Origin of the sequence: Tenacibaculum sp. FZY0031, from assembly GCF_036350695.1 — a bacterium.
Lineage (GTDB): Bacteria > Bacteroidota > Bacteroidia > Flavobacteriales > Flavobacteriaceae > Polaribacter.
In genome coordinates this window covers 298,791-313,113 of the sequence record NZ_JAZDVY010000001.1, presented here as the reverse complement: position 1 = coordinate 313,113, position 14,323 = coordinate 298,791, and the positions used below count along the sequence as shown (strand labels likewise).

Here is a 14,323-nt window from a genome sequence, read left to right as displayed (position 1 = left end):
TACGAATGCAGACAAAAAACAACTTTAAATGAATAGTAAATAATTGAAAGTTTTAGAAAGCAAAGCACTATATTTGCACTCGCAAAATTTCAATAAAACAATAGAATGAAAGCTGGAATTGTAGGATTACCAAACGTAGGGAAATCAACCTTATTTAACTGTTTATCTAATGCAAAAGCGCAGAGTGCAAACTTTCCGTTTTGTACCATTGAACCAAACTTAGGAGTAGTAAACGTACCAGATACTCGTTTAGAAAAGCTAGAAGAACTAGTAAATCCTGAAAGAGTGTTGCCTGCAACAGTAGAGATTGTGGATATTGCTGGTTTAGTAAAAGGAGCTAGTAAAGGAGAAGGTTTAGGGAATCAGTTTTTGGCTAATATTCGTGAAACAGATGCTATTTTGCATGTATTGCGTTGTTTTGATAATGATAATATTGTGCATGTAGACGGTTCAGTAGATCCTATTCGTGATAAGGAAACTATTGATATTGAGCTTCAATTAAAAGATTTAGAGACTGTTCAAAAACGTTTAGAGCGTGTAAAAAGAACTGCTAAAACAGGTAATAAAGAAGCTCAGGTAGAATTAGAAATTTTATTGAAAGTAGAAGCTACTTTGTTAGAAGGAAAATCTATTCGCTCTATTGAGTTTACAGAAAAAGAAGAAGAATTTGTAAAACCACTACAGTTTATTACAGCAAAACCAGTTTTATACGTGTGTAATGTTGATGAAGGTTCAGCTGTTTCAGGAAATGCATATGTTGATAAAGTTAAGGAAGCTGTAGCACATGAAAATGCTGAAGTTATTGTATTAGCAGTAGGTACGGAAGCTGACATTACAGAGTTAGACGATTATGAAGAACGTCAAATGTTCTTAGCTGATATCGGATTAGAAGAAGCAGGAGTTTCTCGTTTGGTTCGTTCGGCTTATAAATTACTAAACTTACAAACGTACTTTACTGCAGGTGTAAAAGAAGTAAGAGCTTGGACTATTCCGGTAGGAGCAACTGCACCACAAGCGGCAGGAGTTATTCATACAGACTTTGAAAAAGGGTTTATCCGCGCTGAGACTATTAGTTATGATGATTATGTATCATTCGGTAGTGAAGCTAAGGTAAAAGAAGCTGGTAAAATGAGAGTAGAAGGTAAGGAGTATATCGTGAAAGACGGTGATATTATGCACTTTAGATTTAACGTATAATTTTTACTTTATAAAGCTTAAACTCCACTAAAATCTAGTGGAGTTTTTTTGTACCTTAGAAATTCTAAAACGCTTACTTACGATGCAACTAGAAAAACAAACATTTCAATTCTTAAAGGACTTAAAAGAAAATAATAATCGTGAATGGTTTACTGAGCATAAAGCACAATTTACAGCAGCCCAAAATAATGCAAAAGCTATTTATAAGAAGATTGAAGAAAACTTAAATAAACATGATGAGATTGATAAATTTAAGTTGTTTAGAATTTACAGAGATGTGCGTTTTTCAAAAGATAAAACGCCTTATAAAACACATTTTGGAGGTTCTTTTCATAGAAAGAAGCCAGCATTAAGAGGAGGGTATTATTTGCATGTTTCTCCAGGAGATAGTTTTGTAGCTGGTGGATTCTGGGAACCAAATAAAGAAGATCTTTTACGTATTCGTAAAGAGTTTGAAGTAGACGCTTCTGAAATTAGAGAGATTTTAAAAGAAAAGAACTACGTACAACATTTTGGAGGTAAACTAGAAGGAGATGAGCTTAAAACTGCTCCTAAAGGGTTTGATAAGGAACATCCAGACATCGATTTGATTCGTAAAAAAGGCTACATCGCTATTCAACGTTTTTCTGATAAAGAAGTGTTAGCTCCAGACTTTTTAACAAAGGTAAATGATGCTTTTAAAGCGTTACGTCCGTTTTTTAATTATATGAGTGATGTGTTAACCACGAACTTAAATGGAGAAAGTGTTTTAGATTAATTTAGGTGCAATCTCACTTCTCTTTTCAAATAAGCATAGGTAAGCGCAGTAGATAAAACATCTGCTATAGGAAAAGACATCCAAACACCATTTACGCCATAAAATTTAGGAAGTATATACACTAAAGGAATTAGAAAGAACCCTTGTTTTAAGAGGGTTAACAATAGTGCGGGCAACGCTTTACCTGCTGCTTGAAAATAAGCAGACCCGATTAATTGAGTAGTTATTACAGGAGTTGCTAAAAAAGCTACAATTAATGCATCAGGAGTGAGTTTTAATAACTTTTCATCTTCAGTAAAAACCCCCACTAATTCAGTTGGAAATAACATGATCATTATAAAAATTAAAACAGCAATACCGGTGCCAAAAAGGATGGATGTTTTTATAGTTTCTTTTACTCTTTTAGTATTGTTAGCTCCATAATTGTATCCTGCAATAGGTAAAAAACCTTGGGTAACTCCTAAAACAGGAAATAAGGCAAATAACATAACCCTATTGATAATACCATAAATGGCAATTGAAATCTCACCACCATATTTAAAAAGAGAGTAGTTTAAAACAATAGTTAAAATACTTATGGTTCCTTGTCTTACTACTGTTACACCGCCTAAAGAAACAATCTCTTTTACAATAGAAAAATTCAATTTAAAATATTTGGGAATTATTTTTAATTCAGTCTTTTTTGAAATAAAAAACCAAAGAATAAATATTCCACTAACTGCATACGAAATAGAGGTAGCCAAACCTGCACCGTACATTCCTAAGTTCATAAACTTAATGAAAATGACATCTAAGAAAATATTAGCAATGGCAGGGAAGAGCATGGTAAGCATCGCATAATTGGGTTTGCCAACTGCTCTAACAACAGGATTACCCATCATAGCAAAAGCCAAAAACGGAACACCCCAAACAATTACATCGAAATACTCAGTAGCAGGTACTATAATGTTTCCATTGGCTCCAAAAAGCCTTAAAATAGGTGTGCTGAAAAATGTTCCTACAAGCACAAATAAAACAGATAACGCGATGGTTAATGAAATTTGATTCCCAAAAACTTCAAAGGCTTTATCTTCTTTATTAGCTCCTAAGGCTCTAGAAATTATGGAGCTTCCTCCAATTCCGACTCCCATACCAATCGACGAAATTAAAAAAGCAATGGGGAGTACTACAGTAATTGCCGCAATAGCGAGTACACCAATCCATCTCCCCACAAAAATGGTATCTACAATCATATTAATCGACATGACTAAAATACCAATAGAAGCAGGAATGGCTTGTTTTAAAATAAGTTGACTAATGCTTTTCGTACCCAGATCGTTGGCAATTGTATTCATGCTGACTAAATTAGTGTGAATTATTCATCCAAAAGAAAAACAGCGTTAGATTTAAGTAATAATTAACATCAATCCTGTAAGTTTGTCATATGAATTTATTTGAACAAAAGCATATCGTAACTCCAGAAGAAATAGATGAATACAACCATGTAAACAATGTGGTATATGTACAATGGATGCAAAACATTTCAGATGCTCATTGGAAAGAACTTTCTAAAAATGTTAAGAACATCGATTATGTGTGGTTTGTTATCCGACATGAAATTGATTATAAAAATCAAGCTGTATTAGGAGATGAAGTAACACTTAGAACATGGGTTGGAAAAACAGCAGGGATAAGATCGGTACGTCACTTCGAAATGTATAGAGGCGAAACGTTATTAGTAAAATCTGAAACTACTTTTTGTTTGTTAGATGCTAACACAAAAAAGCCTAAAAGAATTACGAAAGAAGTAACAAACTTATTGTTACCGTAAAAGAAACAATATCTTTGCACTTATAAATTTATAAAATGACAACATTTACCGCATTAGGAGTACGAAAAGAATATGTTAAGGGATTGAAAGAGTTAGGAATAACAACTCCTACTGAAGTACAACAAGAAACCATACCTTATTTACTTGAAAATAATTCAGATTTTATTGGGTTAGCACAAACAGGAACAGGTAAAACAGCTGCTTATGGTCTACCTATTTTACATAAAATAGATACTTCAAAAGATACTGTTCAAGCGTTAATTTTATCGCCTACAAGAGAACTGGTACAACAGATAAAGAAGCAACTATTTAAATTTACAAAATATGTGGATGATACAATTTTTGTAGAAGCAGTGTACGGTGGAGAAAAAATAGAGCGTCAAATAAACAATTTAAAAAGAACGACACATATCATTGTCGCAACTCCAGGGCGTTTGATTGATTTAATAGAAAGAGGTGATGTAGACTTAAAAAATATTAAAACCTTAGTACTTGATGAGGCTGATGAAATGCTTAGTATGGGGTTTAAATTAGAATTGAATCGCATTTTAAAATATACTTCTGGTACTCGTAAAACATGGTTGTTTTCGGCAACCATGCCTGAGGAAATTCGAAGTATTATAAAAAAATACATGAATGCTTCTGCAAAACAAGTTGAAGTAAATAAAAATGTATTGGTGAACGCCAACATTACGCATCAGTTTGTAACAACTACGATTCCTGAAAAAACAGGAGTTATTATTAAGTTTTTGGAAAAAAGACATGCTGAAAGAGGAATCATTTTTTCAAGAACCAAAGCAGGAGCTCAAAAACTAACGAAAGAGTTACAAGAAGATGGTTTTTCGGTAGAAGCTCTTGAAGGAGATATGCAACAAAAAGAACGTGATAAGGTAATGCGTGCTTTTAAAAATGGAAACCTACAAATATTGGTGTCTACAGATGTTTCAGCCAGAGGAATTGATGTTCAAAACTTAGCTTTTGTTATTCATCATCAATTACCAGAGCAGTTAGAATATTATACACACCGTAGCGGTAGAACAGCAAGAGCAGGAAAAAGAGGAGTTTCATTAGCATTAATTCTTCAAAATGAAAGAAATCGTTTAGCTGAAGTTGAAAGAACACTACAAATACAATTTTCTGAAATATCAATATAAATGGATGTAATTTACGCCATAGACATTGCAGGAACCTTCGCTTTTGCCATTAGTGGCGCATTGGTAGCGATTAGAAAAAAGTTTGATGTTTTTGGAGTCATTATCATCGCTTTTGTGACTGCTGTAGGAGGTGGAATGACAAGAGATGTGCTTATTAATGCACACCCTATAAACTGGATTGGAGATATCAATTACATCTGGACTATTTTAATAGCTGTAGCAGCAACTTTTTTATTTCGAAGTAAAATAGCTCCATTAAGAAAAACAATGTTCTTATTCGATACCATTGGTATAAGCGTATTTACCTTATTAGGTGTTCAAAAAGGACTCAGTTTTAATTTGCATCCGTTTGTAGCTTTGGTTATGGGAATGTCATCTGCCGTTATGGGAGGAGTGATTAGAGATGTGTTAACAAACGAAATTCCGTTAATTTTTCATAGAGAAATATATGCATCTGCATGTTTAGCAGGAGGAATAGTATATTTATTATTAGCTCCTTTAGAAATGAATGAAGATTTGCTATTTGTTATTTCTGCAGGTATCATTGTTATTGTAAGAACAATTGCTGTACAATATAAATTGGAACTTCCTCGTATAAAAAAAGATGTATTTGGTAAATAAAAAAACATGAAAAAATTAGTTTTTGAAAATTTAGAAGCACTTTCTAGTATAGAAGGAAAACAATTGCCAGTAGGAGAGTGGTATACTGTAACACAACCAATGATTAATGATTTTGCAAATGCTACATTAGATAAACAGTGGATTCATATCGACACAGCAAAAGCAGCTAAATATTCTCCAACAAAAACAACAATAGCACACGGATTTATGTCCGTTTCTATGTTGTCGGAACTCATATCTAAACAATTTGAAGTAAAAAGTGTAACTATGGGATTAAACTACGGATTGAATAAAGTTCGTTTTCCTAATCCTGTGCCTGTAAATAGCGAATTACGTTTAATCAGTGCTGTTAAACTAATAGAAGATTTTCAGAATGGTAAAAAACTAACCTTTGATTGCACAATAGAAATAAAAGGACAAGAAAAACCTGCTTGTGTTGCCGAATTTATTTTTGTTCTTTTTGAATAAAAAAAGCTGCCTTATGAAAGACAGCTTTTAAAGTTTTATATTGTCTTAGTATTATGACAACCAACCTTTCGCTATTGTTTTTTTAGAATACATCAATAAAAACACACCTATAACAATTACCATTATAGGCATTACAATACTTCCTGGTCCATATACTTCAGCCGCTCTACTCATAAATAAGTTATACGACATTTGAACTACGATAGCTATTAGTGAAAGTAAAAACATTGGTCTTGCTAACTTTTTTCTCATTAATAAAAAAGCACTACCAATTAATCCACCAAAAACGGCAATTGCAAAAGCAGCAGTAACCCAAGTAGGAATATTTTCGTATAAAGCCCTTTCCGCCTCAGGTAAAGCGGCTCTGACTTCATCGGTCATATATGCTTGACCAATGTAAGACATAACACCTAGTCCATTCCAAACTAAGGCTGCAACACCAATAATCCAAAAAAGTGTAGTGGGTTTGTTTGAATTTGTCATAAAATATAGTTTTTAGTTAGTTACTGTTAAATGTAGTTATAAATAACTCAAAATCCAAGACAGACTGTAAATCAGAGAGTAGTGTAGGCATAAAAAAGAAAGTAATTAGCTAATAAATAATAGGGCTTCTTAAAATAATGTTAAAGACTAATAATTAATGTAACGAGATTAGAAAATAGTCGTCATATAAACATATAATTACTTAACAAGTAATGTTTAGTGATTAGTTAGTTTTTAATAGTTGATTGAAAGGAAAGGCTCGAGATATTATCCCGAGCCTTTTTTAGTATATTTTATTTTTATAGCTTACTTTCTTTCTAATAAAGCCATGTAAAATCCGTCGTAACCAGATGTATGCGATAGTACTTTTTCGTCTTTTACAAACTTAAAATCTTTCCCCGCATCAGAAGCTAAAAAGAACTCAACTTGTTGTTGATTTTCAGATGGCAATACCGAACAAGTAGCATATACCATTTTTCCACCTGATTTTACCATTTTAGAATATTGCTGCAACACTTCTTGTTGAGTACCACGAATTTTATCTAAAAATTCAGGTTGTAACTTCCATTTACTATCAGGATTTCTTCTAATTACTCCTAAACCAGAACATGGAGCATCAATTAAAACTCTATCGGCTTTCCCTTGTAACTTTTTAATTACTTTGGTAGAATCAATTACACGAGTATCAATATTATGAGCTCCATTTCTTTTCGCACGTATTTTTAGTTTTTTCAATTTACTTTCGTAAATATCCATTGCAATAACTTGTCCTTTGTTTTTCATTAAAGAAGCTAAGTGCAAAGTCTTTCCACCAGCCCCAGCGCAAGTGTCTACGACCTTCATTCCAGGTGCTACGTCTAAATAAGCAGCTACTAATTGAGAAGAAGCATCTTGTACTTCAAAAAAACCTTTTTTAAAGGCCTCTGTTTTAAAAACATTCGCTCTTTCTACTAATTTTAAAGCATCGTCATAGCCTTTGATAAATTCAGTGTCAATTCCTTCAGAAGCTAACTGTTTTTGTAAATGAGCTTTGGTTGTATTTAACGTATTTGTACGTAAGATAACCTCTGCTTGTTTGTTTAAAGCAGCTATTTCTTTGGTCCAAACTTCTTCACCTAATTCTTGTACACCAACTTCATCAATCCAATCAGGAATAGATTCTCTAAATTTTCTTATTTTTAATAATTCATCAAACTTACCTTTGATTCTTCTTGTAGGAGTAGGCTCTATCTGATTCCAATCAGGTAATTGAATTCCTTTTAACACACACCAAACAGCAAATAATCGCCATAAATCAGGACGAGAATACGGTGCTTTTACATTTGCTATTTCTGCATATAAACGCTTCCAACGAACCACATCATAAATAGTTTCTGCAACGAACTTTCTATCACGTGCTCCCCAGCGTTTATCTCTCTTCAGCGCTTTTTCAACAGCTTTATCTGCATATACATCTTCATTAAAAATATCGCGTAAGCTATCAATAACCGCGAAAACTAAATTTCTATGTAATCTCATTTGATGAATTTAAGAGTGCAAAGATAGTTGATTTTAATGGCTTTTTGTATTTTCGTTCTTAATGAATTTAAATAACCCCGTAACATATATAAAAGGAATTAGTATTGCTAGAGCAGAGTTGTTATTTAGCGAGTTAGGTATTAAAACGTGTAACGATTTATTGCACCTTTTCCCGTATAGATATATCGATAAAACACAGTTTTATACGGTTAATCAGTTGCAACAAAACCCCGCTGAAGTACAAATCGTAGGGAAAATAACAGGAGTTAAAACCGTAAAGCAAAAAAGAGGAAGTAGGTTGGTAGCTACTTTTTCAGATGCTACAGGTACTATGGAGTTGGTTTGGTTTAAAGGGGTTAAATGGATTAAAGATAGCTTAAAAGTAAACGTTCCCTACGTTATTTACGGAAAACTAAATTGGTATAATGGCACTCCTAATATGCCTCATCCAGAAATGGAAACCGTAAAAGAATACAAAAGCAAGCTGCAAATGGCGATGCAACCGGTATACCCATCTACTGAAAAACTAAGCACCAAAGGAATAAGTAACAAGGTCATGCGTACCATGATTCAAAACTTGTTTCAACAAGCATATAATGAAATTGAAGAAACTTTTCCAGCTTATTTTATTGAAGAACATCAGTTTTTAGGTAAAAAAGAATCACTATTAAATATTCATTTTCCTAAGAATCAAGAATTATTAACAAAGGCTCAATATCGATTGAAGTTTGAAGAGTTATTCTTTATTCAATTGCAATTATTACAAAAAAAACTCATCCGAAAATCAAAGTTAAAAGGCTTCGTTTTTGAGCATGTAGGAGAAGAGTTTACCAATTTTTACAACAATCATTTACCTTTTGATTTAACGGGAGCTCAAAAACGAGTACTGAAAGAAATTCGTAAAGATGCAGGGTCTGGAGCGCACATGAATCGATTACTACAGGGAGATGTAGGCTCTGGAAAAACGATTGTAGCGTTATTGACTATGTTGTTAGCTATTGATAATGGATATCAAGCTACAATTATGGCTCCGACAGAGATACTTGCAACACAGCACTATAACGGGATAATAGAATTATTAGAGAAAACCAACATAAAAGTTGAGTTACTTACAGGATCTACTAAAACAAAAAAACGTAGAGAAATTCACGAAAGTTTAGAAGATGGTTCGCTGCATATTTTGATAGGAACCCATGCTATTTTAGAAGATAAAGTACAGTTTAAAAATCTTGGGATTGCTATTATTGATGAGCAACATCGTTTTGGAGTAGCGCAGAGAAGAAAGTTGTGGGAAAAAGGAAGCCCAACCTCAGTCCTTCCCAAAGGGAAGGGAGAAGAAGTTCGTAAAAAATATATGACAGCTCGTCCTTCAACATATAAACTTTTAAAAGAACTACAAAAACAACGTAAAAAACAGACAACACCTGCTGAGCGAGTTTTATGGGGAAGTTTAAAAACAAAACAATTAAACTATAAATTTAGAAGACAACATATTATTGATGAATTTATAGTTGATTTTGTTTGTTTAGAGAAAAAACTCATCGTTGAAGTAGATGGGAAATATCATGAAACTCCTGAACAAGAAGAAGCAGACAATTTGCGTACAGAAATTTTAACTGATTTTGGATATAAGGTAATTAGATTTACAAACGAAGAAGTTATTGGCAACATTGATAATGTTCTAGAAAACATAAAAGAAACTTTAAAAAGCCTCCCTTCAGGGGAGGTTGGAGGGACTGTTATTCCTCCTCATATTTTGGTGATGACTGCGACACCTATACCAAGAACATTAGCAATGTCTGTTTATGGTGATTTAGATATTTCTGTAATTGATGAATTGCCTCCTGGACGTAAAGAAATTAAAACTGTACATCGTTATGATAGTAATCGATTAGGTGTTTTTAAGTTCTTGAAAGATGAAATAGCTAAAGGACGCCAAGCCTATGTGGTATATCCGTTAATTCAAGAGTCTGAAGCAATGGACTACAAAGATTTAATGGACGGATATGAAAGTATTTCTCGAGAGTTTCCCTCTCCAAAATATCAAATAAGTATTGTTCATGGACAAATGAAACCCGCTGATAAGGATTATGAAATGGAACGATTTGCCAAAGGAGATACTCAAATTATGGTAGCTACTACAGTTATTGAAGTAGGGGTAAATGTACCAAACGCCTCTGTAATGGTTATTGAAAGTGCTGAACGTTTTGGGTTAAGTCAGTTACACCAATTACGAGGTAGAGTAGGGCGTGGAGCTGAACAGAGTTATTGTATTTTATTATCGAGCTATAAATTGTCTTCTGATGGAAAAACTCGATTACAAACGATGGTAGAAACTACAGACGGATTTAAAATAGCTGAAGTAGATTTAAAACTTCGGGGCCCAGGAAATATTATGGGCACACAACAAAGTGGTGTGTTAAATCTTAAAATAGCCGATGTGGTTAAAGATAGTCCGATATTACATGTAGCGCGTAAAGCTGCTATAAATTTACTTCAAGAAGACCCTAATTTGTCAGAAACAAAAAATTCCAGCTTGTTAAAAGCTTATGAGAAGCTTAAAAAAACAAGTGGAATTTGGAGTCATATAAGCTAGCACAAAGTACTAGCTAGAACTTAATATTTTTTCGTTATTAGTGGTATCATCACTTTTATTAAATCTCAAAATTGTATATCCAATGATTGCAGAAATAAGAGAGCCTAAAAGCACACCAATCTTAGCAGAACCTAAGAATTCGGGACTCTTAGCAAAAGCTAAACTAGCAATGAATATTGCCATGGTAAAACCAATTCCTGCTAAAAATGACACCCCAACAATATGCTGAGTATTTATTTCTTTAGGAACTTCAATTATTTTAAGTTTTTTAACCGTAGTAATAACTGTGGTAATTCCAATACTATTTCCTAAAATTAAACATAAAGCTATATTAATTATTAAGGAAGTATCTAAGTTGGCATCACCATCTATTAAAACTCCTGCATTGGCCAAAGCAAAAATTGGAATAATCGCATAGGCAACTAAATCATGTAATTTGTGCTCTAAAAGTTGAAGAGGAGATTGGTAATCTTCTATCCAGTGATCTAAGTTGTCTATTTCAGCAACTTGCTCTTTTGATAATATTGGTTTCGGAGCAACTTTCGCGTTTTTAATATTCTCCATAATTTGTGATAAATTAGCTATAAACTCAGGAGTATGTACTTTTTGTCTAATAGGTACAGCAAAAGCCATTAAAATACCTGCAACTGTTGGGTGTATTCCTGCTTTTAAAAATAAAATCCAAATAACCGCACCAAACATAAAAGTTACGTAGTGAGAATAAAAACCTTTATGAGCAATAAAATAAAGAAAAGCTAATAAGCCTATAGCAATTGATATTAAAGTAATATCTATACTAGTACTATAAAATAATGCAATTACTAGAACAGCACCTATATCATCAACAATAGCAAAAGCGGTTAAAAAGACTTTTAAACTTAATGGTACTTTTTTACCTAGAGTATTTAAAACAGCTAGAGAAAAGGCAATATCTGTAGCCATAGGAACTCCCCATCCATGACTTGTATCAGGGTTTTTGTTTAAAAAAAAGAAGAATAAAATAGGAAATAACATACCACCAAGCGCTCCAAAAAGAGGAAATGCTAGTTTTTTGGTAGAGTTTAATTCTCCTATTAAGAATTCTCTTTTAATTTCTAATCCAATTAAAAAGAAAAATACAGCCATTAAACCATCATTAATCCAAAGTATCAATGGTTTGTACAATTCAAGGTGTTCAGATTTAAAACCTATTTTGTATTCCCATAAGGCATTGTAACTGTCTCTAAAAGGAGAGTTTGCCCAAATAAGGGCTAATAAAGTAGCTGCCAACAATAAGATACCACTAGCACTTTCAGTTTTTATAAAGTTTTGAAGTGGAGATATAATTCTCTTTTTTATCATGTTTATATATAGATTGTAACTTACTTTCTTTACTTCAAAAAAGTAAGGGTATTATTTTTTTGTTTCAGAAAGCGAAGATAATTCATCAAACTTTAACGAAAAGTTAAATTATTAAAACTTTTTAACACTTAAGAAGGAAAAACGATACGAAATACCTAAATTTAATTGAGTATTACTTAAACTTCCTCCTCTAGCTTTCACATAACCTGCTCCTAATCTTAAACTTAAGTTATCAGCAAGCTTTTGATTAATTCCAACACTAGGTTTAACAATTAATCCTTGTCCTGTACTAATACCTCCACCACCAGCAGCACCTCCTAAAACTTGTGCAAAAAGAGAGGTTTTACCATTAAAGAAGTCATTTGTTTGCACTCCTAAACCTACAATTCCCTCAGCATAAGCTCCTGCGTTACCAAAGTTAGCAAAAGAAGTTTGACCTGCCGCATATAAATACTTGTTTAAGAAAAAGTTTAGCTGTAATGATATTTGATGCATATTTTGATCAAAGCCACCATCTCTAGCTGCGTTTAAATATAAATCTTGTTTAATAATTGCGTCAAACCCTTTAAACGTTCCTTCTGAAAATTCGTTTTCATCAGATAAAACACCGTCTCTATCCATATAATATTTTAAGCCAAAACCAAAGGTCGAGGAAACGAAATGAGCATCCGGACTCATTAAGTACCCTTTGTTGATTGATGCATACACATTGTCAAACAGCTTTTGTTCTATAGAGAGATCTGGATATATTAAAAAGCCTCCTTTGGTATCTACACCGCCACCGCCACCAGCACCTACTCCAAATTTAGCTAAAATATTTGTACGATTTTTATTCATTGACAAATGATAACCTCCTCCAAGAAAAACATCCATGTATCCTGCTTTAATTCCGTGATAAGCACCATCTGCTTTAACGAAAAAGAAAAAATCATCTCTAAGATAAGAATTTAATTCAAAACCTGCTAAACGGATTGTATTTCCTTTATAAGAACCTTTGGTAACTTTAGCATTATTTAAATGAACCAGCAATGAAATTCTATTGCTTAAAGTGTTCCAAGAAGTGTTTTTTAGGGCTTCTACAGAAAAAGTAGTTTCTCTGTCTTCAAATCTTACAGTTTTAAATGATAGAGGAATTTGTACTGCCACATTTAATTGGCTACTATTAATGGTACCTCCATCAAAAAAGTCAACATAACTGTAGCCTGCTGTTGCAGAAAAGTGTTTAAAATCGTATCCTAAATTGAGGTGGGGAAGTATAAAAGCACCTCCGCCATCAGGAGCTGATGCACCACCACCGCCACCAAAGTGAATTCCTGCATCCATAAAAAGTTTATCGGTTATTTTCTGTTGAATTCCTGCATTTACACCTAATGTAAAAAAACCTCCTCTAATACCTCCTACAGCTCCATATAACCCCACTCCTGCATAACTCCAGTTATTTAACTTTAGGTTGTAATGAACTCCTGTATAGTCCATATTTTGCTCTCCTTCAGGCATTTTAATCGATAAAAAATCAATTTGACCAAATCCTAACTGTGTTTTTTGTTCAGGAACCGTACTTGTTTGTGCGTAAAAAAAATGAACACTCATTAGTAAACTTACTATGAGTGCTCTTTTAAAAATAATGTTAAGCATTAAATTGTTATTTAATTATGTATTTTTTGGCGTTTTCCGTTTATATATGAAGCTACAAAAGCATCACTAAATCCTATTTTTATTAATTCTTTTTGTAGGTCTTTAGCTTCACCTAATGTGCTAAATAAACCTAGAGAATACTTAAAGTAGCCATTCTCTGTAGTAACTGTTGAAGGAATAACTTCTGAAGATAATAAGGGGTATTTATTTTCTGAAAGCACTCCAATTTGAACAGAGTAGATTGTTTGGCCGGCTGTGTTTTCGGCAACCTCTTCTGCAATCGTTGCTGTATTTATATCAGAATTAGATGAAAAATTACTATCTGGTTCATCAGTGTTTCTAGCTGCCCTAGCTTGCGCTCTGTTTATACTATCTAAAACCCTGTAAGCTTCTTTCTTTTTTACCGCTTCAATGTCTATGTTATTAATAGCGCTACTACCGCCATTTGTGTAAAAATAGTATGCAGCTCCTAATGAAAGGCCTAATAGAAGCCCTAAGAAAATAGGCAAAGTTTTTGAGCTCTTTTTTAGTGCCGCTAATTCTTCTTGTGTGCTACTTAATTCGCTTTCTGCTTCTTCTCTTTTTAATTTAGCGTTGTCTAAGTCTTCTTGCATTAACTTAAACTTCTCTTCTTCTATAAAAGGCATAAGTATGTAGATTAATTAATAGTTATTAAAAGCACTAAAATACAAATCTTTTTTAATACGCGTGTTTTAAAGAAAATAATAGGGCTTTTAGTTGAT

Annotated in this window: 13 protein-coding genes; 7 read left to right on the top strand and 6 right to left on the bottom strand. The window is 33.1% G+C overall.

The features are described 5' to 3' along the window. Positions 1–105: 105 nt before the first annotated feature. Both ychF and V1T75_RS01480 read left to right on the top strand, forming a co-directional pair. On the top strand, positions 106–1,197 hold the full coding sequence (gene ychF / locus V1T75_RS01485; protein ID WP_330486784.1) for a redox-regulated ATPase YchF: 1,092 nt from the start codon (positions 106–108) through the stop codon (positions 1,195–1,197). Between the two features lie 82 nt (positions 1,198–1,279). Next, positions 1,280–1,954 carry a DUF2461 domain-containing protein gene (locus V1T75_RS01480; RefSeq protein WP_330486783.1) on the top strand — a complete coding sequence of 225 codons (675 nt, stop codon included), beginning with the start codon at positions 1,280–1,282 and terminating at the stop codon, positions 1,952–1,954. Here V1T75_RS01480 and V1T75_RS01475 read toward each other — a convergent pair. Continuing rightward, positions 1,951–3,288, bottom strand: coding sequence for an MATE family efflux transporter (locus tag V1T75_RS01475; protein ID WP_330486782.1), 1,338 nt, complete (start codon positions 3,286–3,288; stop codon positions 1,951–1,953). The genes V1T75_RS01480 and V1T75_RS01475 overlap by 4 nt on opposite strands. An 89-nt stretch (positions 3,289–3,377) precedes the next feature. Between V1T75_RS01475 and V1T75_RS01470 the strand changes: the two genes are divergently transcribed. From V1T75_RS01470 to V1T75_RS01455, 4 genes are read left to right on the top strand one after another with little or no spacing between them, the layout of a single operon-like run. Next, positions 3,378–3,764 (top strand): acyl-CoA thioesterase, encoded by a 387-nt coding sequence (locus V1T75_RS01470; protein ID WP_330486781.1) that lies wholly within the window; start codon positions 3,378–3,380, stop codon positions 3,762–3,764. 35 nt (positions 3,765–3,799) lie between these two features. Then, on the top strand, positions 3,800–4,918 hold the full coding sequence (locus V1T75_RS01465) for a DEAD/DEAH box helicase (RefSeq protein ID WP_330486780.1): 1,119 nt from the start codon (positions 3,800–3,802) through the stop codon (positions 4,916–4,918). Then, on the top strand, positions 4,919–5,539 hold the full coding sequence (locus tag V1T75_RS01460; RefSeq protein WP_330486779.1) for a trimeric intracellular cation channel family protein: 621 nt from the start codon (positions 4,919–4,921) through the stop codon (positions 5,537–5,539). Between the two features lie 6 nt (positions 5,540–5,545). Continuing rightward, entirely contained in the window at positions 5,546–6,007 is a 462-nt protein-coding gene (locus V1T75_RS01455) for a MaoC family dehydratase (RefSeq protein WP_330486778.1), read from the top strand. 51 nt (positions 6,008–6,058) lie between these two features. Here V1T75_RS01455 and V1T75_RS01450 read toward each other — a convergent pair whose 3' ends face one another. After that, positions 6,059–6,490, bottom strand: a complete 432-nt coding sequence (locus V1T75_RS01450; RefSeq protein ID WP_330486777.1) for a hypothetical protein — start codon at positions 6,488–6,490, stop codon at positions 6,059–6,061. Between the two features lie 306 nt (positions 6,491–6,796). Further along, a complete protein-coding gene (locus V1T75_RS01445; protein ID WP_330486776.1) occupies positions 6,797–8,008 on the bottom strand; it encodes an RsmB/NOP family class I SAM-dependent RNA methyltransferase in 1,212 nt (403 codons plus the stop codon). Between the two features lie 61 nt (positions 8,009–8,069). Here V1T75_RS01445 and V1T75_RS01440 point away from each other — a divergent pair, with 61 nt between their 5' ends. After that, a complete protein-coding gene (locus tag V1T75_RS01440) occupies positions 8,070–10,604 on the top strand; it encodes a DUF559 domain-containing protein (RefSeq protein ID WP_330486775.1) in 2,535 nt (844 codons plus the stop codon). A gap of 9 nt (positions 10,605–10,613) precedes the next feature. Here the strand turns inward: V1T75_RS01440 and nhaA are convergent, their stop codons facing one another. The 3 genes from nhaA to V1T75_RS01425 form a co-directional block, all read right to left on the bottom strand. Beyond that, the gene (nhaA, locus tag V1T75_RS01435) at positions 10,614–11,945 is read right to left on the bottom strand and encodes a Na+/H+ antiporter NhaA (RefSeq protein WP_330486774.1); all 1,332 of its coding nucleotides are present in this window, start codon (positions 11,943–11,945) and stop codon (positions 10,614–10,616) included. 111 nt (positions 11,946–12,056) lie between these two features. Next, entirely contained in the window at positions 12,057–13,580 is a 1,524-nt protein-coding gene (locus tag V1T75_RS01430; protein ID WP_330486773.1) for a hypothetical protein, read from the bottom strand. A gap of 11 nt (positions 13,581–13,591) precedes the next feature. Continuing rightward, entirely contained in the window at positions 13,592–14,227 is a 636-nt protein-coding gene (locus V1T75_RS01425) for a hypothetical protein (RefSeq protein WP_330486772.1), read from the bottom strand. Positions 14,228–14,323: the final 96 nt, after the last annotated feature.

Bases quoted from the DNA above. Each gene is read 5' to 3' on its own strand.
- ychF (WP_330486784.1), top strand. From the start codon at position 106: ATGAAAGCTGGAATTGTAGGATTACCAAACGTAGGGAAATCAACCTTA.
- V1T75_RS01450 (WP_330486777.1), bottom strand. From the start codon at position 6,490: ATGACAAATTCAAACAAACCCACTACACTTTTTTGGATTATTGGTGTT.
- V1T75_RS01460 (WP_330486779.1), top strand. From the start codon at position 4,919: ATGGATGTAATTTACGCCATAGACATTGCAGGAACCTTCGCTTTTGCC.
- V1T75_RS01445 (WP_330486776.1), bottom strand. From the start codon at position 8,008: ATGAGATTACATAGAAATTTAGTTTTCGCGGTTATTGATAGCTTACGC.
- V1T75_RS01465 (WP_330486780.1), top strand. From the start codon at position 3,800: ATGACAACATTTACCGCATTAGGAGTACGAAAAGAATATGTTAAGGGA.
- V1T75_RS01475 (WP_330486782.1), bottom strand. From the start codon at position 3,288: ATGAATACAATTGCCAACGATCTGGGTACGAAAAGCATTAGTCAACTT.
- V1T75_RS01480 (WP_330486783.1), top strand. From the start codon at position 1,280: ATGCAACTAGAAAAACAAACATTTCAATTCTTAAAGGACTTAAAAGAA.
- V1T75_RS01455 (WP_330486778.1), top strand. From the start codon at position 5,546: ATGAAAAAATTAGTTTTTGAAAATTTAGAAGCACTTTCTAGTATAGAA.
- V1T75_RS01425 (WP_330486772.1), bottom strand. From the start codon at position 14,227: ATGCCTTTTATAGAAGAAGAGAAGTTTAAGTTAATGCAAGAAGACTTA.
- V1T75_RS01430 (WP_330486773.1), bottom strand. From the start codon at position 13,580: ATGCTTAACATTATTTTTAAAAGAGCACTCATAGTAAGTTTACTAATG.
- V1T75_RS01470 (WP_330486781.1), top strand. From the start codon at position 3,378: ATGAATTTATTTGAACAAAAGCATATCGTAACTCCAGAAGAAATAGAT.
- V1T75_RS01440 (WP_330486775.1), top strand. From the start codon at position 8,070: ATGAATTTAAATAACCCCGTAACATATATAAAAGGAATTAGTATTGCT.
- nhaA (WP_330486774.1), bottom strand. From the start codon at position 11,945: ATGATAAAAAAGAGAATTATATCTCCACTTCAAAACTTTATAAAAACT.